Annotated in this window: 15 protein-coding genes; 12 read left to right on the forward strand and 3 right to left on the reverse strand. The window is 71.5% G+C overall.

Annotated elements, in window-relative coordinates; translation table 11 throughout:
- Nucleotides 1-110: 110 nt before the first annotated feature.
- On the forward strand, nucleotides 111-1,397 hold the full coding sequence (locus OV427_RS29120) for a phospholipase D-like domain-containing protein (protein WP_267859458.1): 1,287 nt from the start codon (nucleotides 111-113) through the stop codon (nucleotides 1,395-1,397).
- A 248-nt stretch (nucleotides 1,398-1,645) separates the two neighbouring features.
- Here OV427_RS29120 and OV427_RS29125 read toward each other — a convergent pair whose 3' ends face one another.
- Both OV427_RS29125 and OV427_RS29130 read right to left on the reverse strand, forming a co-directional pair.
- Nucleotides 1,646-1,849, reverse strand: a complete 204-nt coding sequence (locus tag OV427_RS29125) for a hypothetical protein (RefSeq protein ID WP_267859459.1) — start codon at nucleotides 1,847-1,849, stop codon at nucleotides 1,646-1,648.
- Between the two features lie 119 nt (nucleotides 1,850-1,968).
- Nucleotides 1,969-2,481, reverse strand: coding sequence for a GNAT family N-acetyltransferase (locus OV427_RS29130; RefSeq protein WP_267859460.1), 513 nt, complete (start codon nucleotides 2,479-2,481; stop codon nucleotides 1,969-1,971).
- Between the two features lie 272 nt (nucleotides 2,482-2,753).
- Here OV427_RS29130 and OV427_RS29135 point away from each other — a divergent pair, with 272 nt between their 5' ends.
- The 11 genes from OV427_RS29135 to OV427_RS29185 all read left to right on the forward strand — a co-directional run bounded on the left by OV427_RS29135 (nucleotide 2,754) and on the right by OV427_RS29185 (nucleotide 22,954).
- Nucleotides 2,754-9,320, forward strand: coding sequence for a hypothetical protein (locus OV427_RS29135; protein WP_420718288.1), 6,567 nt, complete (start codon nucleotides 2,754-2,756; stop codon nucleotides 9,318-9,320).
- A gap of 41 nt (nucleotides 9,321-9,361) precedes the next feature.
- Nucleotides 9,362-10,297, forward strand: coding sequence for a CHAP domain-containing protein (locus OV427_RS29140; protein WP_420718289.1), 936 nt, complete (start codon nucleotides 9,362-9,364; stop codon nucleotides 10,295-10,297).
- 68 nt (nucleotides 10,298-10,365) lie between these two features.
- Nucleotides 10,366-10,803, forward strand: coding sequence for a hypothetical protein (locus tag OV427_RS29145; RefSeq protein WP_267859463.1), 438 nt, complete (start codon nucleotides 10,366-10,368; stop codon nucleotides 10,801-10,803).
- Between the two features lie 126 nt (nucleotides 10,804-10,929).
- On the forward strand, nucleotides 10,930-11,445 hold the full coding sequence (locus tag OV427_RS29150) for an RNA polymerase sigma factor (protein WP_267859464.1): 516 nt from the start codon (nucleotides 10,930-10,932) through the stop codon (nucleotides 11,443-11,445).
- Nucleotides 11,435-12,148, forward strand: a complete 714-nt coding sequence (locus OV427_RS29155; protein WP_267859465.1) for an anti-sigma factor family protein — start codon at nucleotides 11,435-11,437, stop codon at nucleotides 12,146-12,148. The genes OV427_RS29150 and OV427_RS29155 overlap by 11 nt, the downstream gene beginning before the upstream one ends.
- Nucleotides 12,145-13,752 carry a caspase family protein gene (locus OV427_RS29160; protein WP_267859466.1) on the forward strand — a complete coding sequence of 536 codons (1,608 nt, stop codon included), beginning with the start codon at nucleotides 12,145-12,147 and terminating at the stop codon, nucleotides 13,750-13,752. The genes OV427_RS29155 and OV427_RS29160 overlap by 4 nt, the downstream gene beginning before the upstream one ends.
- A 91-nt stretch (nucleotides 13,753-13,843) precedes the next feature.
- A complete protein-coding gene (locus OV427_RS29165) occupies nucleotides 13,844-14,497 on the forward strand; it encodes a hypothetical protein (RefSeq protein ID WP_267859467.1) in 654 nt (217 codons plus the stop codon).
- 304 nt (nucleotides 14,498-14,801) lie between these two features.
- Nucleotides 14,802-15,050 carry a hypothetical protein gene (locus OV427_RS29170; protein WP_267859468.1) on the forward strand — a complete coding sequence of 83 codons (249 nt, stop codon included), beginning with the start codon at nucleotides 14,802-14,804 and terminating at the stop codon, nucleotides 15,048-15,050.
- Between the two features lie 292 nt (nucleotides 15,051-15,342).
- Complete coding sequence (locus OV427_RS29175) at nucleotides 15,343-21,564, forward strand: RHS repeat-associated core domain-containing protein (RefSeq protein WP_267859469.1); 6,222 nt, start codon at nucleotides 15,343-15,345, stop codon at nucleotides 21,562-21,564.
- Between the two features lie 12 nt (nucleotides 21,565-21,576).
- The gene (locus OV427_RS29180) at nucleotides 21,577-21,825 is read left to right on the forward strand and encodes a hypothetical protein (RefSeq protein ID WP_267859470.1); all 249 of its coding nucleotides are present in this window, start codon (nucleotides 21,577-21,579) and stop codon (nucleotides 21,823-21,825) included.
- Nucleotides 21,826-21,865: 40 nt separating this feature from the next.
- Nucleotides 21,866-22,954 (forward strand): TonB family protein, encoded by a 1,089-nt coding sequence (locus OV427_RS29185; protein ID WP_267859471.1) that lies wholly within the window; start codon nucleotides 21,866-21,868, stop codon nucleotides 22,952-22,954.
- Here the strand turns inward: OV427_RS29185 and OV427_RS29190 are convergent.
- On the reverse strand, nucleotides 22,951-25,476 hold the full coding sequence (locus OV427_RS29190) for a protein kinase domain-containing protein (RefSeq protein WP_267859472.1): 2,526 nt from the start codon (nucleotides 25,474-25,476) through the stop codon (nucleotides 22,951-22,953). The genes OV427_RS29185 and OV427_RS29190 overlap by 4 nt on opposite strands.
- Nucleotides 25,477-25,510 lie beyond the last annotated feature (34 nt).

Below are 25,510 nucleotides of genomic sequence, written 5' to 3' on the forward strand. Positions count from 1 at the left end.
CAGTGTGGCCAGCCCGCTCTCTCACGGCAATGGGAGAGCGTGCTCTTTCGGGGGGCAGGCGGGCGAGCGTTCGGTGGCGGAGGCAGGGAAGCGTCCCCACGTTGCCGCGCATGGACGAGCTTCAAAAACTGGAAGAGGAAGTGGTGCCGCAGGCCGGCTCGCACTTCCTCGACGGCGACAGGGAGCGGGCCCGGCACGAGATGCGGGGGCCCTTCGTGCTGCCCCCCGGGCCCGAGGGGTTCTCCTTCTCGCTCTACCAGTCCGTGGGCGTGGGGCTGATTCCGGGCCACAAGCTGGAGCTGCTGGAGAACGGGACGGTCTTCGAGCGCATGCTGCGGGACATCCGCGGCGCGAAGCAGAGCATCCACATCCTCGTCTACATCTGGCGGCCGTGCGAGCTGTCGGACCGCGTCGTCGAGGCGCTGGTGGAGCGCGCCCGCGCGGGCGTGCAGTGCCGCGTGGTGGTGGACCCGGTGGGCAGCGAGGAGGTCAGCGGGGACAAGGACTTCGACCTCCAGGTGGAGAAGCGGCTCACCGAGGCCGGCGTGGAGGTGCACTACTACCGGCTGCTCGCGGGCAAGGTGGTGGGCCGGCTGCTGGGGCGCACCCACAACAAGATTGTCGTCGTCGATGGACGCATCGGCTACACGGGCGGCTTCGGCATCTGGAAGGTGTGGGAGGGCGACGGCCTCAAGCCCGAGGAGTGGCGCGACACCAACGTGCGCGTCGAGGGCTCCGAGGTGCGCCGCATGCAGTTGTCCTTCTCGCGCCACTGGCAGGAGTCCGGGGGCGGGCTGCTGCCGCCGAGCGCCTTCCCGGAAGTGGAGGACCAGGAGTCCGAGGGCCCCGCGAGCGCGGGCTTCGTCGACAGCGCGGGCAAGCTGGGCGTCACGGATGCCGAGCGCATGGTCCGGCTCGTCATCGCCGCCGCGCGCGAGCGACTGTGGATTGCCAACGCGTACTTCACCCCGCCCAACGCGATTCTGGAGCAGCTCGAGGAGAAGTGCCGGCAGGGCGTGGAGATTCGCGTGCTCGGGCCCGGGCCCATCCATGACGTGCCCATCATCCGCGCGTCGCAGCGCTCCACGTACGAGCGACTGCTGGACGCGGGTGTGCGCATCTGGGAGTACCAGCCGTCGATGCTCCACTCGAAGACGATTCTGGTGGATGACTGGCTCGCGGTGGTGGGCTCCACCAACCTGGACGTGCTGTCGCTCAACAAGCTGGGTGAGGGCTCGCTGGTGATGAGCGACCCGGAGTTCGTCCGGAAGCTGGAGCGGTGCTGGGCGAAGGATTTGCGCCACTCGAAGGAAATCACCCTGGAGAACGGGGGCCGCACCAACCCGTGGCGGCGCCTGGCCCGACGGACCACACAGTTGGTGGGCCGGGACAGGTAGGGGTCGCGCGACGGAACAGGCCTCCGCTTCGCTTCAGCGGGGGGCCGTCACGCCGACCGGCGTCCGCGAACTGGCGGACCTCCTCGCGGATGCGGCCGAGCACCTCGTCGATGTCGAAGGGGGCCTTGTCCTCGCGGGGCGGCGGCTCGGCCACCACCCCCGGGGCCGGAGTCTGCTCCGGCTCCCGGGGCTCGCGGACCGTGCGCGCACTCACCCTCGCGGGGGCGCGCCGGCTGGACGTCCTGCTGTTACGGGGTGACGTCATCCGAGCGCGCTTCGCGACTCTTGTTGGGGCCACCGTGGGTGCCGAAGTCTCCCGCGTTGCGATTGGCGGGGTAGACGTCCGTGTCGTCCCGGCGCTCGCGGCCCTGGCCCGACACGTCTCCGGAGTCCGCCCTGCGGGGTTGGGGCTCCGGTGCGTTCGCTCGTCCCTTGTCCTGCTTCTTCGCCATGGTCTGCCTCCTGGTCCCGAAAGGTGGGGACGGTGGAGGGACATGGCCCCGGCTCACTCCAGGGCCCGCTGGTAGGGCAGGGGAGCGAGGGTCGCCTTCCCGAGAGGTGACCTGCGAAGTCAGGCGGCCGGCTTCGTCAGGTCCAGCGCGTACCAGTTGTCGCAGCCGAAGTGCCCCGTCTTGCCCATGGGCGCGCACAGGGGTTCGAAGCCCAGGCGCCGGTAGAGCTTCTGCGCCTGCTTCATCCCCGCGAGCGTCTCCAGGTAGCAGAGCCGGAAGCCCGCCTCGCGCGCGAAGTCCAGGCAGCGGCGGAGCATGCGCTCGCCCGCACCCAGGCCACGGGCCTCGGGGAGGAAGTACATCTTCCGCAGCTCGCAGACGCCGGGGTCTCCGCCGTCCAGCGGAGCGATTCCGGCGCCGCCGATGACGCGGCCGTTCCGCTCCACGACGAAGTAGCCGTGACGGGGGCGCGAGTAGGCCGCGCTCATCGTCGAGACCTCGGGGTCGTGGATGGCGAAGCCGGGGCCGTCCGCGCCGAACTCCGGCATCACCGTGCGGATGATGGAGGCCACCGCCGCGTCGTCCCGGGGCTCGATGGGACGGAGGACCAGGGTTTCCGTGCTCGTGCTCATGGGGGCCGCAACGTTCCACAGCCCGCGCCGGAGGGCCAGCGTCCGCGTGAGGTGCGTTCCGGAGCGCGCACCCGGTGTGCACCCCGGTGCACAGGTGACACCGGGACGACGCACCGGCGAAGGCGCCTCCAGAGGGGGCTGATTTCCATGGGCCCGGATTCCGGGGCATCCTTCGTGGCACGTCCGTTGTATCGAGGGGGGATATGTACTGCCCTGACTGCCGGCAGGAACGGCTTGGCACTGCCCGACATTGCGCGTTGTGTGGCACCACGATGGCGCTGCGTCCGCGCAACGTCGTGGAGGCCGAGCTCGCGCATGTGCACTTCCTGCTCGATGAGCTGAAGCGCTGGGACTCTTCCGAAGTGCCGCGCAACGTGTCGCGGTTCCTCTCCGAGCGGTACGAGCGACAGGCTCGCATCCTGCTCTCCGTGCTCACGGAGATGCCCGTCGATGCGCAGGGCCGCGTTCCCGTGACGGGGGCGGCAGCGGTCGCACCGGGGCTCATCGAAGCGGCTCCCGCCGTGGTAGCCCCGCACGAGTCCGGTGCCGCGCCGGTCCCGGTGGAAGCGGTGGCGCGCACCGTGGAGTCGGTGGAGGCGGCTGTTTCGGCTGAAGCCGTGGCGCCTGTCGCGCAGTCGGTGGAGGCGGCTGTTTCGGCGGAAGCCGTGGTGCCTGTCGCGCAGTCGGTGGAGGCGGCCCCGTCGGAGCCCGCGGCTTCGGCTGAAGCCGTGGCGCCTGTCGCGCAGTCGGTGGAGGCGGCCCCGGCAGAGCCCGCGGCTTCGACGGAAGCGGTTGAACCCGTCGCGGAGCCGGCGGCGCGCCCGGCGGAGCCTGCCGCTTCGACGGAGCCCGCGGCTGCGCCTCCGGAGGCAACGCAAGACGACGCGCGGGAAGAGCCGGCCCGCGAGCCCAAGGCCCGTGCACCGGGGCTGCCCCGTCCCCGCCGCCTGCCGCTGCCGCCGAATCCGGCAGAGGCGTACGCGGAGCCTCCGCAGCCGCGCACCGCCACCGCGCGCCTCGTCGAGGAGACCTCCACCTGGAACCGGGTGTGGAGGCCGTTCCTCTACGAGAGCATCATGTGGTTCGTCGGTGCCTTCCTCATCCTCTCGGGCACCCTCTACTTCGTCTTCGAGAGCTGGGCGGGGATGTCCTCCAGCCTCCGCTCGCTCACCGTCTTCGGCATGACGGCCGGGTACTCCGCCGGCTTCTCCATCTGGGGCGCGTACCTCGCCCGGCGCGAGGCGCTGCGCAACCCCGGCCACATCCTCGGCCTCATCGGCTCGGCCGCCGCGCCGCTCGCGGGCATCGCGCTCGGACCCCTGGACATGGGCGAGGCGCTCCACTTCGGCGGCGTGGGCCCCCTGCTGCTCATCCCCATGTTGCTGGCGTGGTCCGGCATTGCCGCCGTCCTCGTGCGCAAGCCGGCCGAGTCCCTCGACGCCCCCTCCCGGCCGCTCGTGCAGGCCGTCCTCGCCGCGAGCACGTTGATGATGGGGCTGGCCCCGCTCGCCGCGAAGCTCGGCGGCGCCGCGTCGTGGCTCAACCTCCTGCCCTGCGCGCTCTTCTTCGTCCTCTCCTCGCGCCCGACTCCGGAGCCGCGCAAGAGCGCCGCGCTCGTCTTCGCCGTGGCGGCGCCGCTCTACCTCCTCGCCCTCTACTCGGTGCGACTGCACGTGGCACTGGTGGGCGTGGACCTGGAGCCCGTGCCGGGCACGTATGCGCCCTTCGTCGCCGTCCTGCTCGCCACGGCCCTTCGCTTCCGCACGCTGGAGCCCGAGCGTGCCGCCGACACGCTCGCGCTCGGCGTGGTCTCCCTCCAGGTGGCCTCGCTGGCCGCCGCCGCGACGGCCCCCGCGCCCGCGTTCTTCGTCACCGCCGCCGTGCTCACGTGGACACTGGTGACGCTGGCGCGCGGTGGCCTCGCCCGGCTGCCGTGGGTGTACGGCGCCTACGCGAGCACCTACTTCGCCTACGCCTCCAGCGCGCAGCTCATCCCCGGTCCGGTGAAGCGCTTCATCGACGCGCTCAAGGGGCGGCTCGGCTACCCCGTCACCGACGCCCTGCCCCTCCAGTACGGCGCGCTGTCCGCGCTGCCCTTCGTCACCGCGGGCGTCGTGCTCGCGGTGATGCGGCTGTGGCGCGGTGAGCGCACGGGCAACGCGCGCGACCTCGCCTTCGCGGAGGTGCTGCTGCGCGCCACCGCCGTGGCCAGCCCGCTGTTCGCCTTCTATGGCATGGCGGGTCCCGACTCGCGCCCTGCCTTCTGGAGCGCGCTCGGCATGTGCCTGGTGTGCCTGACAGCGGGCCTGCTGGTGGAGCGCTTCTACCTGGTCGCCGTGGGCGCCGGCCTGGCGCTGCTGCTGCCACTCCACGCCGCCATCGTGCTGGGCGCTCCGGGCGCGTCCGTCGTGTCCGGTGTGCTGGCGCTGGTGCTCGCCGGCGTGAGCCTGCTGTGCACCTCGCGCACGCGCTGGCTGCTCGCCTCCGTCGTGGGGGTGACGGCGTCTGTCGGCTTCCTGATGGGCATCTCTGGCGGCGGCGCGGCGTCCGTGACGGGCGTGGTGCTGTGTGGCTCCGCGGCGATCGTCGCCGCCCTGGCGGTGCAGAGCGCGCCGGCCCTGGCGTTCGCCGCGCTCCTCGCCGCGGCGGCCCTGCCGAAGCTGGCCGGCCAGGTGTCTCCAGCCGCGGTGGCGCCCGCGCTCGCGGTCGTCGCGCTCGGCCTCGCGCTGCTGGGTGAGCGGGGCGGGCTGGCGCGGCTGCTGGGGCTGCCCGCCGTCTTCTACGCCGTGCTCGCGCTGCCCTGGGGTCTGGCGTCCGAGGTGCCGGGGCTGGGGCTGGTGGTGCTCACCGCCGCGGCCGCCGTCGCGGTGACGTCGCGCACGTTCCCCGTCGTGCGGCCGCTCGCGGTCATCATCGCCGCGCTCGCGCTGCTGCCCGACCTGCGCGGTGTCTACGAGCCCTGGGGCGGGTGGATGTCTCCGGGCCTGTCCGCGTCGCTGTTCGTGCTCTGGTCGCTGGGCACCTCGCTCTCCGCCGTGCGCTGGGGCAAGAGCGCCAGCACCACCACGGCGGCGCTGGTGGCGATCCTCTTCTCACTGGTCCCCGTGGCCGCCGGCTCGGGGCAGCACGTGCCCCTGATGCTCGCGGCGGCGCTCGCGGCCCTGCTCACCGCGCGTGCGCTGCCCGCGGGCCTCAGTGTCGGCGTGGCCTCGCTGTATGCCGTCGTCGCCCTCGCCGACGTGGGCCCCGTGGCGATGTTGGCGCTGGCCACCGTGCTGAGTGTCCTCGCCGTGCTGGAGGAGGTGCCCGCCGTGCTGCGCATCGGCGCGGGTGGCCGGCGCTTCGCCCTGGTCGCCACACTGGGCGCTGTCATCGCACTGGGCATCAGTGTGGTGCAGTGGGACGACGCGGGCCTGCCGCTGCTGGTGCTGGGCACGCTGGTGCTGCCGCTGCTGTGGACGCGTGCCAACCAGATGCCCTTCTTCGCTGCCCTCATGGTGCCCTACACCCTGGTGGGCATCGCCGTGGTGGGTGGGACGCCGCCCGTCTGGGCACAGGTGCTGCCGCTGGTGGCACTGGCCGTGGTGCGCGCCGTGGAGCACTTCCCGGCCGTGGCCTCGCTGCTCTTGCGCTCGCGGGAGGAGAAGCCCCGGCGCGAGCTGTCCGTGTGGATGCAGGGCGCGCTCGCGGTGGTGACGCCGCTGCTGCTGTTGTTGCCGTGGGCGGGCTCCGGTCCCGTGTACTTCCTCACCGCCGCGCTGGCGCTGATGCCGGGGGCGCGACCCTTCCTGCGCGTCTGTGGGGCGGCGCTATTCCTCCTCTTCGTGCCCCAGGCGCGGCCTGTCGTCACGAGCCTGCTGCTGGCGCTCGCCCTGGCCGCGCACCACCGGCCCGCCGCGCTGTGGGCCTTCTTCCGGTGTGAGCCGGACGCGACGCTGCGGCCCGCGACGGTCTTCACGGCGCTCGCGTTCGCGGTGCTGCCCGCGCTGGCGGAGCCCACGCCCCTGCACCTGGCAGTGCTGGCCGCCGTGCTGGTCGCCGCCGCGTTCCTGCTGTCTCGCCGGTGGTTGCTCACCCCCGCGGTGTGGGCCCTGGCGCTCGCGCCCGTGGGCCAGGTCGATGCTCACGCCTTGCTGGAGTGGCGGCCCGAGGCGGGGCTGCCCATCATCGCCGTGGCGCTGGGCGCGGCGCTGCTGTCCGCGGTGAGCCAGTCCGGCCGCGTGCAGCGCGCGCTCACCACCGCCTTCGCCCGCGTGCTGCCGGAGTTGGAGGGCACGTGGAGCGAGCCGCTGTGGGTGGGCGGCGCGGGCTCGCTGGGGCTGCTGCTGGCGGGGCGGCTGCTGGACACGGGCCCGGGCGCGCTGACGCTGCCCATGGCGCTGGGGGCGGGACTGACGTCGTGCGTCCTCATGGTGGCGCGCACCCGGTGGATGGCCAACGTGGCCACCGGGCTGCTGGGCCTGTCGCTCATCGCCGCGGTGCCGCCGCTGTGGGCGCCCGCGGTGGTCAGCGGGGCGGGGCTGACGCTGTGCCTGCTGGGAATGTGGCTGGACGGGCGCGGCCTGCGCGTGGGCGCGGCGCTGCACCACGGCGGATGGGTGCTGTCGCTGCTGTCGCTGGCGGGCCTGAGGGACTTGGAGCACCTGGGCACGCCGCTGTGCATCTTCTTCGGCCTGGGCGCCGCGTGGGCCGTGGTGCTGCGGCGCCGCGAGCGCGAGGTGGTGGGCTGGCTGGCCTCGCTCGCCGCCGTGCACGGGTGGCTGATGCACCTGGGCGCGGTGTACTGGCCCGGGCGGGGCTTGGAGTTCATCCTCCCGTATTGCGGCGCCGCCAGCGCGCTGCTCGCCACGCTGGCGATGCGCGTGGCGGGGAAGCCGTGGCGCCGGGGCGTGGGGCGCGGCTTCACCGTCGTCGCGCTCACCGAGGTGCTGCTGGGGCTGGTACATCCCACGCCCCTGCACCTGGCCGTGCTGGCCGCCGTGCTGGCCGCCGCCGCGTTCCTGCTGTCTCGCCGGTGGTTGCTCACCCCCGCGGTGTGGGCCCTGGCGCTCGCGCCCGTGGGCCAGGTCAGCACGCATGCCTTGCTGGAGTGGCGGCCCGAGGCGGGGCTGTCCATCATCGCCGTGGCGCTGGGCGCGGCGCTGCTGTCCGCGGTGTGCCAGTCCGGCCGCGTGCAGCGCGCGCTCGCCACCGCCTTCGCCCGCGTGCTGCCGGAGTTGGAGGGCACGTGGAGCGAGCCGCTATGGGTGGGCGGCGCGGGCTCGCTGGGGTTGCTGCTGGTGGGGCGGCTGCTGGTCACGGGCCCGGGCGCGCTGACGCTGCCCATGGCGCTGGGCGCGGGGCTGACGTCGTGCGTCCTCATGGTGGCGCGCACCCGGTGGATGGCCAACGTGGCCACCGGGCTGCTGGGTCTGTCGCTCATCGCCGCGGTGCCGCCGTTGTGGGCGCCCGCGGTGGTCAGCGGGGCGGGGCTGACGCTGTGCCTGCTGGGAATGTGGCTGGACGGGCGCGGCCTGCGAGTGGGCGCGGCGCTGCACCACGGAGGCTGGGTGCTGTCGCTGCTGTCGCTGGCGGGCCTGCGGGACTTGGAGCACCTGGGCACGCCGCTGTGCATCTTCTTCGGCCTGGGCGCCGCGTGGGCCGTGGTGTTGCGGCGCCGCGAGCGCGAGGTGGTGGGCTGGCTGGCCTCGCTCGCCGCCGTGCACGGGTGGCTGATGCACCTGGGCGCGGTGTATTCGTCCGGGCGGGGCTCGGCGTTCATCTTCCCGTACTTCGGTGCCGCCAGCGCGCTGCTCGCCACGCTGGCGCTGCTCGTGGCGGGGAAGTCGTGGCGCCGGGGCGTGGGGCACGGCTTCACCGTCGTCGCGCTCACCGAGGTGTTGCTGGGCCTGTCCCTGCTGGGCGCCACCGGGGACGGCCTGCGCGAGGCGCTCGTCGCCACCGTCTCGCTGGCCGTGCTGCTCTTCGCGCTGGTGCGCCGCGCGGCCGTGGAGGAGGACGAGACGTCCGCCTTCCTCGCGCAGGGCGTGCTCGCGCTGGGCTACCTCTCCGTGCGTCTGCTGGGCATGGGCGTGATGCCCGGCCCCGCGGACAGCCTCGCCGCGCTGGTGGGCGGCGCCGTCTTCACCGGCCTCTACTTCTTCGTCCAGCGCGAGGGCTCGGGACTGAAGGCCTTCCGCCGGCCCGCGCTGGTGGGCGCGTTCCTCTTCCCGATGGCCGGCCTGCTCTCCGCGCCGTGGGACGAGCCGCTCCAGGTGGCCGCGCTGCTGGTGGGGCACGCCGCGCACTTCGCCGCGCTGGGCACGCACCCGTCGCGCCGGGGCCCGGCGTCGCTGGCGGCGGTGCTGGCCTTCAACGCGGCGCTGCTCCTGGTGTGGCAGGGCACCGGCGCCGGGGAGCCGCAGTTCTACGTCATCCCCGCGGGGCTCTCGCTGCTCTCGCTCCTGCGCGTGTTCCGCGCCTCCATCGAGGAGGACACCTACGCACGGCTGCGGGCCTTCGCAGTCACCGGCATCTACGTGGCCGGCGCGTGGAAGCCGCTCATGTTCAGCGACGGCGGCTCCATGCTCCTGTGTGTGGTGCTCTGCGTGGTGGGCGTGGGCTTCGGCATCGCCCTGCGCATCCGCTCGTACGTGTACCTGGGCACCGCGTTCCTGGTGACGTGCATCGCCGCGAACCTCGTGCGCTTCGGCATGAGGGACCACCGCATCGCCGCCGCGTCGCTGTTCATGCTGGGCCTGCTCGTCATCGGCTCCATGGTGATGCTCAGCGCCCACCGCGCCACCCTGCTCCAGAGGTATGCGCGGGTGCGAGACATGCTCTCCACCTGGGAGGGATGACACGGAGAGTTCTTGGCGACACGCCCGGGAGGTGGGATTGAATGCAGCCCCAACTACCCCCCCCGGGAGGAACGCTGTTGCTTCGCCTTCGTCTGCTCGCCGCCATCCCCCTGTGCGCTCTCGTCGGCTGTGCCACCGTGAAGTCCCGCGCGGCGGAGCCTCCGGTGGCGATGGCGCCCGCGGCGGCGGTGATGGATTCGGCCTCGACGCCCGCCAACCCGCACGCCGAGGCAGGGCAGGCAGGCGTGGTGACGGTGGAGACGGAGGAGCCGTCCGGGTCGATTCCGGCGATGGTCCGCGAGGCCCCGGTGGAGCCGGCCGCCGCACAGCAGGACAAGGTGCGGCTGGTGACGTCCGGGGTGATTGCCGCCGCGCTGCAGGCCGCGAGCCTGGTGACGGGCCCCGCCAGCACCACGGGCCGCTTCTGGGATGAGTTGCTGTCGCCGACGGAGCAGGCTCGCTCCATCGTCCAGCGCTCCATCCAGCTCGTGGGTGAGCGCAACCTCGGCCGCGTCAGCCGGAGCGTGCCCAATGACTGCTCCGGCTTCGTGCGGCTCGCGTACCTCGCGGCGGGCATCGACCTGGTGGCCCACGGCTTCCTCGCCGGGGAGAACGCCGTGTCCGCCATCTTCCGCCGCGCCCTGGACGTGGGCACCGTCCACCACCAGGCGCCGCGCCCGGGCGACCTCGTCTTCTTCCGCGAGACGTATGACCGCAACCGCGATGGCCGCCGCAACGACGGGATGACCCACATCGGCGTCGTCGAGGCCGTGGACGCGGACGGCACCGTCACCTTCATCCACCGGGGTGGCAAGGGCGTGGCGCGCGGGCGGCTCAACCTGGCCGCTCCCGCGAAGCACCAGCTCGCCCAGGGCGGGCCGGTGTTGAATGACTACATCCGCCCCGCCGCCAAGGGCACTCGTGCCTACCTCGCAGGAGAGCTGTTCGCCGCGTTCGCTTCCCCTGAGGGACTGTAACCTTCCAGTGGCGCGCCCACACCCGGCGTGGCTTTGAAGAGAAGCCGCGCTGGGGCGTCATACGCGGCATGCGAATCGCCCTGCTGCTCATTGGGGGTCTGCTCCTGACCCCGGGCTGTGTCCTCCATACGCGGCCGCTGCCACGTCCCGCGCCGCGCCCGCAGCCGCCTCCTCCGCCCCCACCGCCGCGTCCCTCGGCCATGTCCTACAACGAGGCCGTGGACCTGGGCTTCGGCCAGTGCCGCTCGCGCGGCTACGAGTGCAAGCTGAAGGAGGCCCACCGCACCGGAAACGACGTGTGGAAGGTGAAGTTCGCCGCCTTCACCTCCGGCGCGAAGGGTCACCTCCACCTGGACTACGACGCGTACTCGCGCAACCTCCTCAAGGTGGACGAGAAGGTGAAGGGCCGTCGCGACGACTGGGACGATGACGACGACTGGGACGACGACCACGGTCATGGCAAGGGCAAGGGCAAGAAGAAGGGCCACGCCCACCGCGACGACTGAGTCCCTCTTCCCGCCCTGGCGTCCGTCAGTGGGTTGCCAGCCCACATGGCCCGGGCGCCGGGCGGCGCTGTTTTCGTTCATGGGTGACCGCGGATTCGCGCCCGGGTGTCTCCAGGGGGCGGCGCCATGACTCCCACGTCCCAGGTCGACATCTCCTCGCTCTACCGGCGCCACGTGGCGCTGGTGCGCGGCTGTGCGCTTCGCATCCTCGGCGAGCCCGCCGCCGCCGAGGACGTGGCCCAGGAGGCCTTCATCCGCTTCCTGCAGCACCGCGAGCGCAGCGGCAGCGAGCAGGACACGGCCGCCTTCCTCTACCGCACGAGCACCAACCTCGCCCTCAACCGGCTGCGCGACGCGCGCCGGCGCAAGGGACTGCACGACGCGCACCTGCCGGACGCGGAGCCTCACAGCCCGCACTCGCCCGAGGACGGACTGGCGCTGCGCAAGGTGCTGGCCGAGGCGGACCCGGAGCAGGCGCAGATTGCCGCCTGCTACTTCATCCACGGCATGGAGCACGAGGAAATCGCCGGGCTGCTCGGCGTCCCGCGCCGCACCGTGGGCCGTCGGCTGGAGAAGTTCCGCGCCCACGCCGAGCACATGCTGCATGGCGAGCGCAGAAAGGAAGCAGGCCATGGTGGCTGAGCCGTTCCCCAGGTCCAAGGTGTCCGCGGACTGTCTGTCCGGGTGGCGCGTCTCGCAGGTGGTGCTCGGGCTGCTGTCCCCCGAGGAGCGCGCGCCCGCCGAGGCGCACCTCGCCACCTGCGCGTCCTGCAAGCAGCGCGTGGACACGGAGCATGCGCAGGCGCGTGCGGCGGCGTTCGAGCAGGTGCCGGAGGCGCTGCTTGCCGCCGTGCCTTCGCGGCCCGCGCGCCAGCGGTGGTTGCCGTGGCGGTGGGTGCCTGCCCTGGCCGCCGTGCCCGTGCTGGCGGTGGGGGTGTTCCTCGCGGTGCGGTCTCCCCCGCCGGTGACGCGCCCCGGGGGGACGCTGAAGGGGGGTGCGTCGCTGGACGTGGCCGTTGCGCGCGAGGGGGCGCTCGTGGTCAACGGCATCCCCGCCGAAGAGGTGGCGGGGCTGAGGGCGGGAGACCGGCTGCGCCTGCGCGTGCAGGGCGCGGCGCCGTCCGCGTGGCTCATCCTCCAGGGAGACGAGGAAGGACAATGGACCCCGTACTTCGAGGGGCTCGCGCCCCAGGGCGGCTGGCTGCCCATGGGCATCACCGTCACGCCGGAGGGGCGCACGCGGATGCGCCTGCTGACATGCGCGGAGAAGCCTCCGCGCGGCGTGCCGCCCGAGGAAGTCTGCCGGGTGCGCGTCTACGACTGGGGCATGGCCGGCACGCCGTGAGCCTCGCGCTGGCGCCGGGGCAGGGCTGGAACGCCGTGAGCCGTGTGGCATCGCTGGCGTTGGGCGTGCTGCTGGCCCTGGTGCCCGTGGCCGCCCACGCGAGCGAGGCGCGCTATGCGCTGCTGGTGGGCGCGCACAAGGGCAACGCGGACGAGCCCCGGCTCTACTTCGCCGGACGCGACACGGAGCGGCTGCACGAGGTGCTCGTCACCCTGGGGGACTTTCCGCAGGAGAACGTCACCGTCCTCACCGACCCCAATGCGGACCGCGTTCGCACCGCGCTGTCCCGGATGAACGCGCGCATCCGCGAGGAGGTGGCGCATGACCGCTCCAGCGTGCTGCTCGTCTTCTATTCGGGCCACGCTGACGCGGAGTCACTGCACCTGGGCGGCACGCTGCTGCCGTGGGAGGAGCTGCGCAACCTCACGTCCGGCTCGGCCGCGGCGGCGCGGTTGCTGGTGGTGGACGCGTGCCGCTCCGGGCAGGCCACGCGCGTGAAGGGCACGAAGCTGGCGGCGCCCTTCGCGCTGCCTCCGGACGTGGAGTCGCACGGGCTGCCGGAGGGCTTCGCGATTCTGTCCTCCTCCGCGGCGGGGGAGAGCGCGCAGGAGTCGGACTCGCTGCAGGGCTCCTTCTTCACGCACCACCTGGTGGCCGCGCTGCGCGGCGTGGCGGACACCAGCGCGGACGGGCTCGTCAGCCTCGCGGAGGCGTACCAGTACGCCGCGGACCGCACGGTGGCGAGCACCGTGGCCACGGTGGGCGGCGTGCAGCACCCCACGTACCTGTATGAGCTGAAGGGGCGCTCGGAGCTGGTGCTCACGCGGCCGGGGCGCAACCAGGGGCTGGCGGCGGTGCGACTGGAGGGCGCGGGGCAGTACTTCTTCCGGCAGGGCGGGCGTGACGGCCCGGTGGTGCTGGAGGCCGGTATCTCCCACGAGGCGCGCACGGCGCGGCTGGTGCCCGGGACGTACTTCGTGCAGCACCGCCTGCCGGACCGGCTGCGCGAGGCGCGCGTCGTCGCGGAGGAGGGACAGCCGCTGGAGCTGGTGAAGGCGTCGTGGAGCGTGGTGGAGCTGGACCAGCTCGTGCGCAAGGGCGGGAGCGGTGGGCGCACGTGGACGGTGGGCCTGTGGAGCCGGGGAACGGCGAGCCTGCTGGAGGACTTCCCCTTCTTTCCGTCTGGCGCGGTCCAGGTGTCGCTCGACACGTCGGCACTGACGTTGGACGCGGAGGTGGAAGGCGCGCACTCGGGTTACACCGACGACGCGAGCCTCAAGCGGCGGCTCACGCTCGGGGCGCTCCGGGTGGGGGCTCGGAAGGTGTTCGACGTGGGGCCCTTCTCCCTGTCGGGCGGTGCGAGGCTGGGCGCCGCGTACGTGGACCAGCGTTTCTTCGGCCGGCTGGCGCCGAGGCGCTGGCAGGTGGTGCCGCAGTTGGACACGCTGCTGCGCGCGGACCTGCACCTGCCCCGGGGCTTCTTCATGGGCGCGGAGGCGGGCGTGCGGGCGTCGTGGATGCGCGTGCTTCCCGGGGTGGGACCGGAGGAGGTGCGCACGCCAGTGAAGCCGATGTTCGCGGCGGGCCTGGGGCTGCGGTGGTGAGGCTGACCGCCGCGCGAGGGCCGGGGGTCTCTCGTGCGTCCGCCGCGCACGTGGGCCGTGCCGCGCGCGCTTCGCGGGAGGGAGTCCTGTCATGACATGGAGTCGGTTCGTGAAGTCGCTGTGCCTGATGCTCGCGCTCGGGAGCACCGTTGGGTGTGGAGAGGCCTTGAGGGACAGCACCTACGTGGGCGAGGCCCGCTACGTGGTGCAGGGCGAGGTGAAGTCGCTGGCGCCCGCCACGAAGCAGGGGACGACGCGCGTCACCCTGGCCTGGGACAACTGGGCTCGCGAGGGAGACGTCATCTCGTACCAGAGCGTGGAGCTGACGAGTCAGAATCCTCCGTTCGACTACCAATTGCGCGTCGTCGACACCCCGGAGGAGATGGTGCTCAATGACTTCCAGGGGGGCCTCATCGGCTTCGCCTACCTCCTCGTCTACGAGGACGGGGATGGGGATGGCAATCCCGACGGGGACGAGGCCCGCCACTGGAACACCCTGCGCGGCATGGCGCGCAACCACGTGGTCATCTACGTGCCCCGGCTCTCCCCGGGCTTCGTGGAGGGGCTGCGGGAGTGGGGCGGCTTCCTCAACGTGGATGACCTGAAGCCGGGCTTCAACCTGGCGCGCGGAGTCTGCACGGGGACGGACTCTTCGTTCGACACGCTGGAAATCGTCCCCGATGAGCCCGTGCTCGTGGCGGACCCGGGCGACAAGAGCGTCACGTCCTGCATCAACTACCACTGAGCGCGCGGTAGACTGTCTCTGGATTCCTGGCGCATGGGCAGCTACCCACACAGGGTGTGGCAGTGAATGGGAGTTGAATCTTGACATGCAATGGCTGTCAGGGGTCTCATGCGCTCGCTGTGAAGGCTCAGACGGTGGCCGGTGAGCCCTTCAGGTTTCAGAGCTCGCTGTGCACATCTTCAAGCGCGTGAGCGCAGGCCTGTTCTGGGTCTGCCTCGGCCTCGTAGGGGAACTGGCCTGTACCGAGCCGCCCCTCGACACTCCTCCTGATGCCCCGTCCGTGCTCTCGGAGCACCGTACGACGTTGGCGTCCGCTCCCTCGAAGGAGCTGGGCGAGGCGTGCACCGCGCACGGTGCTTCCGAGTGCCGCTCCGGTATGTGCCTGCACACCGGCGCGGACCCGGCCGAGGGCTACTTCTGCAGTACGACATGTCAGACGCAGGCGCAGTGCCCGTCGCAGTGGGGGTGCACGCAGGTGCATCCCGGCGCCCAGGCACGTGTCTGCATTCCTCCCGCGGAGTGGCAGGCCCACGCGGTGACACCGCGCGGCTGAGCTTCGCTTTCCTCCAAATCCTTTCAGTCTGCAACGTCGGGAGACGTCTGTGTCCTTCCTTGCCCGAATCGTGACATGTCTTTTTTTGCTGGCGCCCCTCGGGGTCGCCCAGGCGACTCCTTTCTGTAGCCCGGGGACGTCGACGAGCTGCTCCACCCTCGGCGGTTGCGGTGGAACGCAGTACTGCGTGGGGGACCCGGGGGATCCGCGCAGTGGGGAGTGGAGTGACTGCTTCCCCCACAACCAGCCCCAGTCATGCACCGAGTGCGGCGGGGGCGGCACCGCCGTCTGCGTGGACGGAGAGAACCTGGGCCCCTGCCGGCCCTCCACGGCGCAGCCCATCGACGTCTGCAACAACGGCTGCGACGAGGACCGCGATGGCGAGGCAGACGAGAACTGCGCCGGTGGCAGCACCTTCGACTACTGCGAGCGCAACCCGTCCGGCAGTGGCTACACGCGCTGGACGTGCGGTTGCGGGGATGGGCTCAACGTCGGCTACTGCCTGGGCTCGGGGGACTCGCAGGCGTCATGCAGCGGCGGCTCGGGCTGCCTGAAGGCTCCGGCCTTCGGCACCAGCGGCGCTTCCCAGGCGGGCGGCAACTTCCAGTGCTGCGTCTCCAGCAAGCCCTGCTACGCGGAGGGTTATGACACCACGGCGCTGCACTGCGCCGCGTGGAACACGCCCAACTTCGAGTGCACGCCGGGCTCCTCGTGCGACGACAGCAACGCGTGCGGCAATACGTGCGCCGGCATCGCCCCGCAGGTGGACCGCACGACGGGCACGCGCGTGGGCAGCGGCGCGTACTGCGCGGCCGGGCCCGTGTGCAGCCAGGCGCAGGGTGGCTTCGGCACGCCCGGCAACGGCGTGCGCGCCATGCTGGACAGCTACATCGAGGTCTGCGGGCTCGTCGAGTACGAGTTCGGCGCGTCCTATACCTGCACCGAGGTCCCCTACCGGCCGGCGCCCGTGGAGTCGCTGCCTCCGAGAGATGGTCCGGGGGGGAGTCCGGGAGGCGGAGGTGGCAACGACGGTGACGATGGCAGTGACGAGGGAGACCCGGACGCGAAGGACCCCGAGCCGAAGACGTGCGGACCCGCCACGGAGGGCTCCGAGGTGGTGGGGGCGGCCGTTTCGGCGATGTCCGTCCCTCGCGTGCAGCTGAATGACTTCACCACGCGCCACACCGAGGCGGACCTGGGCCTGCACGGAGAGCTGGGCGGCTTCAACTTCGTGCGCAAGTACGTCTCCACCGACACCTTCTGGTCCTACCAGTCCATGCTGGGCGCCAGCGGCGAGCCCTTCGTGCCCAAGCCCTTCGGCTCCAGCCCGAGCCGGCAGACGTCCATGCGCTGGTGGCACACCCTCTACAGCTTCGTGCACCAGCAGGGCCTCACCGCCGGCGTGAGCACCTGGACGGTGCGCGACACGGATGGCGAGGTGCTGGAGTTCTTCGCGTGCAAGAACACCGGCTCGGGCTGTTTCGCCACGCCCCGCAAGACGAGCCGCTGGTCCAACGCCAGCCTCTTCTTCGCGGGCGGCTCCTACGTGCTCATCAAGCCCGGCGTTGGACGCTACGTCTACGCGTCCGGGTGGGCCGCCAGCGGCGCGCCCATCAAGCGCTACTTCCTGACGCGCATCGAGGAGGACCGGCTGACGGGGACGCCGCGCGTGCGCCTCAGCCTGGACTACGCGCCGCAGACGCTGGTGAACCCGTATGGACAGACGGTGGTCTGCCCGGGGCAGAGCACCCTGGGCAACGGCGTGCCCTACCTGGCGACGGTGACGACGGAAGAGGGCTCGAAGCTGCGGCTGTACTACCGCGTCATCAACAGCCGGCATTCCTCGCCCGCCACGGAGTGCGTGCTCGACAGGCTGGCCATGCGCAAGAACCCCAACTCCACCGACTCCGCGCTCAGCCAGGAGGAGGTCACCGTCGCGCAGTACCGCTACCCGGTGCCCTCGGGCTTCGGCTTCCAGGCCGCCGGGTTGCTTTCCAGCGTCGAGTACCCGGAGACGGGCGACGTCGTCACCTACGGCGACAGCACCACCACGACGTCGACGGCCACGGAGTGGAACGTCTCCGTCAACCAGTCCTCCGTCGCGGCGCACCAGTACGTCTCCGGCAAGGTGGCGTCGCTGAGCACCGGTACCACGGCGGCCACGGCCATGACCTCGGGCTCCGGCGACTGCAGCGGGCCCGACCCCATGTCCGGCGGCTCCACGTGCGTGCCCCCCGCCGCCGAGCCGGCGTCGGGCAGCGCGGGCGACTCGGCGGGCAGCACGGTGAAGTACCGCCGCACGCTCTTCCCGACGAACATGTCCTACTCGCCGCACAGCGTGCTCGGCTCATACCGGGACGAGTGCCTGGCGAGCACCGGAAACTGCACCAGCTTCTCTCCGGGCTGGGTCCACTACGGGTACGAGGAGCCGGCGAGCGGCTCGCTCTTCCTTCGCTACATGAGCAACAAGGCGGGGCGCTTCGACTTCCACAACAAGACCTTCGCCGCCGCGGGCACGGCTTCCGTGCCCGGCGTCGTCAGCCCGATGCAGGGAGAAACGCGCGGGTATGGCCAGGACTACTACGGCGCGGGCGGCGTCGTGGGCACGGCCACCGACTACATCTACGCCAGCATCCCCTCGGGCGCGGTGGCCCAGCCGTGGAAGCCGGTGAAGCAGACCGTCAACTCGATTGCGTCCGTCCTCCAGTCCGGTGGACAGGCGCTGATGCGCACGACGTACGACGAGGCCTCTCGCTTCACGAAGTCCGTCATCCGCTCGGGCTATACCCAGACGTTCGACGCGGCCAGCGGCGCGTGGAGCGGCTCGGTACTCCGGCACGTGGGCACCTTCTACTTCAACCACCACCGGTGCTCGGGCGGCACGGATGTGGGCGGCACGGTGGTGAAGGAGGTGCATGGCCCCTGCACCGTCAGCGGGCCGGAGGCGACGGACTGCTCGGGCAATGACTACCCGATTACCCAGTACCACTACTACGGCCCGCCGAGCGTCGAGCGCAGCAACCGCGCCAACCGCCTGATGAAGGTCTCCCGCTACACGTACCATGCGGGAACCCAGGGCTGTGCGCCGTACCCACCCCTCGAGACGGTGTATGGGGAGTACGACTCCCGAGGAAATCCCACGCAGGTCACCACGCCGCAGGGCGGCGTCACCACCTTCGTGTACAGGGGCGGCCGGCTGGAGAGCATGACGAGCCAGGGGCTCACGAGCACCCTGCTGTATGACGGCGCGCAGCTGCGGGCGGCGCGCCGGCCGGCGGGCGACTACACCGTCTATTGCTACCGCACGGGCACGACGGCCGGGCAGGGGTGCACGGGGGGGACGAAGACGTCGCTGCTCCAGTGGGTGGCCACCGCCAGCGACGAGAACGGCGCCGACTGGAGCGAGATGACCGTCAAGACGTACTGGCCGGACGGCTCGCTGAAGACGGAGGAGGCGCGCTCGCGCCGCAGCGGGGTGGAGGAGAGCCGGCGGGTGACGGAGTACCATCCGGACCCGCACCGGCGGCCCGCCTATACCCGGCAGGGTTCGGGCCCGGGCAGCTTCGCCTCGGTGACGGCGTTCGACCTGAACGGCAACACGGTGGGGTTGGGCCAGCCCTTCGACGGCGCTCCGGACTTCTGCCGCAACCCGGACCAGTCCCTCTCCGCGCTGTGCACGTCGCTGGGCTACGACTCCGCGGACCGACTCAATCGCATGTCCGAGACGTTCCCCAGCGGCACCCAGCAGCACACCACCTTCGCGTACGACGCCCAGGGGAACGTGAATGCCGTGCGCGCGGGCTGCTCAAGCCCGACGGCGGGCTGCGGCACGCTCGCCTCGTACCAGTACGACGACTTCGGCAACCTCGTGCAGGTGAAGCTGCCCCATGCGACGGGGCCGGTCCGCCAGGCGTACGACGCGTTGGGGCACCTGCGCGTGAAGCAGTCGGAGGCGATGCGCCAGGGAGGCGAGTGGCTGGAGTATGACTTCGACCTGCTGGGCCGGCTGACGACGGCAGCGCGCCGCAAGGGTGGATCCAGCCCCATCAACGAGCTCCTCTTCCGCTTCGCCTATGATGTGGACGGGGCGGTGCCGTCGTACTGCGGGAGCGATGAGCTGTACTCGGTGGGCCTGCTGCGCTTCCGGGACGACTCCTTCGGGCGGACCTGGTACCGCTATGACTTGAACGGGCGCCTGGTGGCCGAGCTGCGGCAGCGGCAGGGTGACCCGGGCTGCACGCCGGAACTGGAGACGCGCTACACGTATGACGGCGTCGGCCGGCTGTCAGGGATGCTCTACCCGTATGGCCGCACCGTCTCGTACGTCTACGGGACGGGCGCCAACGCCCACCGCGTGTCCGCCATCGATGTGAATCTATTCACGGCGACGGGCGCCGAGTCGCGGCGGCTGGTGAGCAACATCACCTGGGAACCCTTTGGCGGGCTGCGCGGCTACCAGCTCAATCCGCCCTCGGGCACGGCGCGCGCGGTGGAGTACGCGCTGGGTGATAACGGCACCCTGGCTCCGGCCAACTGCGCCGTGGGCTTCCCGTCGGCGCTGGACTCCGACAGGACGGGCCGCACGCGCTCGCTGCGCGTGTCCTCGGGGGCCTTCACCCCGGGCAGCGGCAGCGGCGACATCTACAAGCGCACGTACACGTGGAAGGCGGACCAGGTGGCGCGCACCGACACGTGCCTGCTGGGCGCCACCACGCCGCGCACCGAGCTGTTCGACTACGACCAGACGCTGCGCCTCGCCTCCGCGACCCGGCCCACGGGCAATGACGACGCCACCGGCGGCGCCTTCTACTCGCAGACCTTCGGCTATGACCGGAGGAGCAACCGCACCTCGTTCCTGCAGTCGGGTGGCTACAACGTGACCCACCTGACGTATGACACGGGGGACACCGTGGACCGGCTGCTGTCGGCCACGCCACAGCATGACGCCTTCCAGCGGGTGGCCTTCCTGTACGACGCGGACGGGCGGGCGGTGCGCAAGGAGTCCGGCCGCTACACGTCGGGCGCGGCGGCCAACGTGCTGGAGCTGGGCTACGGGCCCTTCGACGCCAGCGGGCAGGGCTCGGCGCGGGAGTCGGTGTTCCGCGCGGTGCGCGTCAACGGCGCGACGTACAACTACTACTACGACGCGCTGGGACGGCGGCGCGCGAAGGTGAACCCCTTCGGCCAGCGTGACGAGTACTTCCATGGTGTCGGCAATGCGTTGCTGGTGGACCAGGGCTGGAACCAGGTCATCCAGGCGGGCTTCCGCGTGGTGGATGACTACGTGTTGCTGGGGGGCCTGCCGGTGGTGATGCTGCGGGGGCGGCTGGATGCGAGCCTGCCGGTGCGCCAGCCGGATACGACGGCGGACTGCCAGCGCAACGGCGAGGCGACCGCCTGCGGCGCGTACTTCCCGGTGATGGACCCGGCGGGCAAGCCGGTGCTGATGCTCGACGGCGCGGGCCGGGTGGCGGGCGCAGCGGACTACCAGCCCTTCGGCCACGTCAACCGCGTCCAAAGGGGCGACCTCACCGCGCACCCGTACGCGGATGACGACAGCGAGAGCATCTCCGGCTTCTCGCAGCCGCCGGAGAACGCGCAGGTGAAGGTGCGCATGCGCGGCATCTTCCAGCTGGTGGACACCCAGGACGACCAGAACGGCGTGGACGACGTGACGCTGCTGGACTCGGACACCGGCGCGCTGCTGGCCCGGCTCAAGGGCGCGGAGCAGGGCCGGAGGGTGACGCCCTGGATGCAGCCGTCTGCGGGCCACGTCGTGGTGAACTTCACCGCGGGCCCCGAAGGTGACGCGCCCAACACGTACACGGGCGTGGTGGTGGAGGCCTACGAGTACCAGCGCTACCAGACGGGCGCGCAGCCCTTCTGGACGCCGCTGCGCCTCCCTGGCCAGTACCACGACGAAGAGACGGACCTCTTCGAGAACTGGAACCGGTACTACGACGCGAGCGCCGGCCGGTACCTCCAGCCCGAGCCGCTGCTATCGACGGGAGCGTTCGTGCGGCCTGCCTATGCCTATGCCGGCAACAATCCCCTGCACTACGCGGACCCGGATGGGCGAGACCTGATCATCCCGTGGCAGACGCGGCTGCTGTATCCGGAGAGGGTGCCCATGCTCCAGGAGGCCATCGACAAGCTCGCGCATCCCGCCTGCCAGTGTGCAGTGGCGGCGGGCTCCGACAGCGGGAAGGCGCCCTGGGAGGACCGGGACATCCGCCTGTTCCTCGACCCCACGCTCGACTACATGCCGGGAGGCGGCGCCAATGGCTTCACCTGGGGAGGCCTGTCTCCCATCGGTGCCATCTATCTGAACCCGGCGCTCGACAGCGCATCCGCGATGGCGGGGACCATCGCGCATGAGGCTGGACATTTCGCCTGGCCCTACCTGGGGCATAAAACCAATGGAGAGAAGCGGTTCGAGAATCCCACCACTGTCTGTGGAGGGATGTGGCCGGGAGGGCGAGACGCCTATTTCAAGGACCACTGCGGCTGCTGAGGTGGAGGCGGAATGGGTCGCAAGACACGTGGAGTCGGAGTGTTCCTGGGAATCGCAGCCCTCTTCCTGCTGGGGTGGGTGTGGATGTATTTCAACGCCGACCGGCACGATGCCTGCGTGTGTGACGATGGCACGCAGGTGCAGGGCTTTACGTATGCCTACGTCAAGCCCGAGGCACATTGCCGGGAGCTGTGTGTCCGGGGCGGTGGCGGCCGCCGGATTGGCGATTGGTTGGACTCTGGGGATGCCGGCGACAGGTAGTCCGGCCGTTGCTCAGTCATGCTTCATGGGATTGAGGCTCATGCTCCGTTACGCACTCGCTCTTTCTGCGCTCCTGCTGCTCACGGCGGGATGCGGCCATTCACGGTCCAACCTGCCGACGCTGCCCGCCAGCCATGGGCGCCTTTCCAAGGCCCTGGAGCTGTACGTGAAGCGATTCCCGGACGCCGCGGGTGACTTCGTGCCCGAGGCAGGGAGCCTGAGAGAGCCCAAGCTGGTGGTGGAGCCCGCGCAGGCTCCGGCGGTCCATGCCGAGGCCGTCAAGGTCCTGCGCGGAAGGCCTGGTCCGCAGGAGGTCCGTGATGCGGAGGACGACCTCCGCGCCGCGTGCCGGGCCGACCTGGAGGAGGCGTGCCGCTTCCTGCGCGAGCAGTTCGGGCCTCCGGTGAACATCACCGGCACCCAGCCGCAGATGACGAACGCGGCCATGGCGAATGGGACCTTTGCCACGGTCGTCGTCCGCTGCGAGCTGGGCGCGGACGGCCGGGTCCGGGGCTGCCAGGTGCTGGAGAGCGCGCCGGATGGGCTCACGGAGTCGGTGCTCGCGTACGCCGCCATCGCGAGGTTCCAGCCCGCGACGCTGGCGGGACATCCCATCCCGATTCCCTACACCTTCACCATCAACTTCATACCCGGTCGGGTGGACCTCACGCTGGCGCAGCGAATCCAGCTGGCGAAGTCGCGGACGGCGCGGTTCCCCAAGAGCCCACCGGCGTGGGCCCACCTGGCGAATCTGCTTTCGAAGCTTGCCCCTGACGACCCCGCGTTCGTGAAGTCCCTGAGCGCGCTCGATGAGCTCGTGCCGTCCTATTGGTGGCCGGCCAACGAGCTGGCGTGGCTTCATGTGCAGGAGAAGCGTCATGCCGAGGCCGCGCCGCTGGTGAAGCGGGCGATGAGCTGGGAGCCCGACAACTCCTATGTACTCGAGACCTCCGCGGCGGTGCATGCCGCCACCGGGCAGTGTGAGCAGGCGCTGACCGAGCAGCGCCGCGCCGTGGAGAAGCTTCCCGCTGAGTGGCCCGCTCCGGAGCGGGAGCGCTTCACGCGCACGCTGGAGGCGTACCAGCGCCAGTGCGCCGGGGCGACCGCGGCACCTCCGCGGGATTCCTAATCGCGCTTCTTCGACAGCTTCTTGATGGCGGCCGCGGCCTCGTCATGGCCGCAGTTGCCGCTGGACAGGAACTTCTTCTCGCGGGGCTGCTCGGTGACGCGCGTCAGGGCGGGGATGGCGTCCGAATCCCCGAGCCCGGCCAGCCGCTCCGCCGCGCGCGCGCGGGTGCCGCAGTCCTTCGACTCCAGCGCGGTGGTGTACGCATCCACCAGGTCCACGCCGTCCGTGGCCTTGGCGAACTCCAGGTAGCGCAGCGCGCCCCACTGCTTCGGCGAGGACGTCGCCTCCGCCAGGTCCTCGAAGTGGCCGAGGACCCGATTCTTCGGAAGGCTGCCCAGCACCTTGCGCAGGCTCGCGTCCGTCTCGTCGTTGCCGAAGTCCTCTGCCAGCCCGTCGAGGACCGTGTCCTCCACGTCCGCGCGCCCTTCGTCGTCCAGCCCGTTGAGCTGCGTGTATTCCTTGTCGTGCTCCCCGTACGCATGGAGCACCGCCGCGCGGGCCCGCCGGATGGAAGGCTCTTTCACCTCGTCGTCGGGGACCTTCTTCAGCCGCGCCAGCGCTTCGTCCTTCCTGCCCTCGTCCAGCAGCGCCAGGATTCGCACGGCCGGGTCGTTCTGGTGCACCGCCCACGCCACGCCCGCGCCCACCAGCACCAGCGCGCCCACGAGCATCGCCAGCAGGCGCGGGTTCTTCCGCAGCGCCGTGACTCCGGCGACCAGCCGCTCCTTCGCGAGCCGCGAGCCCGCACCCAGCCGCTCCTTCACGGGCAGGGCCGTCACGCGTGAGCCGAGCGAGGAGAGCGCCCCCTTCATCCGGTCCATTCCGCTCGACGGGCTGAAGCGCTCTCCGAAGGGCGGGCCCTCCGCCGCGCGCTGGCAGCGGTAGAGCTGGAGTTGCTCCTCCCGGCCGGGGAGGGTGACGGTGCCGCACGGCTCGGCGGTGGCCTCGGCGCGGTTGCGCGCCAGGTTCACCGCCTCGGTGAAGGTGACTTCGTCGGCGGCGGCCACGTGCTCCACCGACTCCACCACCTCCATGGGCTCGCCCAGCACCGTGTCGGCGGTGACGAGCACCTCGCCCGCGTGCAGGCACACCCGCACGTGGAGCTGCGCCTCCGGCGGCACCGTCTGGTTGTGCCGCCACAGCCGGTCCTGCATGGCCATGCCGCACAGCACGCCCGCCGTGGGGGAGCGGAACACCACCAGCAGTGCGTCGCCGCGCTTCTGGATGAGGCGGCCCTCGTGCTCTTTCACCAGGGGCATCAGCAGCCGGTCGTGCGTCTCCAGCATCCGCGCGTTCTCTTCGTGCGTCTGCCGGCTGGTGCGCTCGGTGAAGCCCTGGATGTCGGTGAGCATCACCGTCAGGTTCTGCGGCTTCACCACCGACGCGCTGCCCGACACCGAGGGCACGCTGCCGGACGGCCGCGTCCCGAAGGCCGCCGTCCCCGTGCGCATTGCCACGGGGGCCATGGAGGGCATGGGCGTGGACTGGCCCGTGCCGAAGGCCGAGGTGCCGCTGCCCTGGGGGGCCGCGGGCCCACCTCCCGCGAAGACGGCCGTGCCGCTCGGGCCCGAGGAGGCCGCCGCTTCTCCTCCGCCAAACACCGCCGTGCCGGAGGACGGCGTGGCACCCTGGGGCGCATGGACGGGAGTGCCCAGCCCGGGCGTGAAGGCGGAGAGGGCGGAGTACGCCGCGGCCAGCGCGTCCGCCAGCTCGTGCGCGCTCTGCGGCCGCTTCATCGGGTCCTTCTCCAACAGGCGCATCACCAGCGACAGCAGGCCGATGTAGCGCGACAGCGACGGCGCGGCCCTGTCCAGCGGCCGCGGCGCGTGCGAGGCATGCTGCGCGAGGAAGTGACGCGGCGACGGCCCGTCGAAGGGCAGCCGGCCGGCCAGCACGCGGTACATCAACACGCCGAAGGAGTAGAGGTCGCTGCGCGTGTCCACCTTCGCGCCCACGGCCTGCTCGGGGGAGAGGTACTCCGGCGTGCCCAGCACCACGCCCACCTGGCTGACGGCGCTGCCTGCCTCCGGCTCCACCAGCCGGGCGATGCCGAAGTCCAGGAGCCGCGCCTGCTCCCCGCGCGCACCGGGGGAGATGAAGACGTTCTCCGGCTTCAAGTCCCGGTGGATGATGCCCTTGTCGTGGATGGCGGCCAGCCCCTCCGCGAGCTGATGGAGCAGCGGCAGCGCGCGGCCCGGGGGCATGGGGCCGGGGAGGAGGACGTCATAGAGGCTCTGGCCCTCGACGAATTCCATGACGAGGCAGGCGTGGTCCCCGGACTCGCCGAAGTCGACGATGTGCACCACCGCCGGGTGCTCCACGGCGGACAGGAGGCGGGCCTCGCGCTTGAAGCGCTCGGCCATTCCGGCCTGGGCGTGCAGGTCCTGGTGGAGGACCTTGATGGCCACCTTGCGTCCCAGGGACACCTGCTCACCCAGGTACACCTCGCCCATCCCACCCGAGCCCAGGGGTCGGAGGACCCGGAAGCGACCTTCGAGGACGAGGGAGTCAGGGGCCAACACGTGGGACGCATATAGTCCGACTTCTGGCCGGGGT

Origin of the sequence: Pyxidicoccus sp. MSG2 (assembly GCF_026626705.1) — a bacterium.
GTDB lineage: Bacteria > Myxococcota > Myxococcia > Myxococcales > Myxococcaceae > Myxococcus.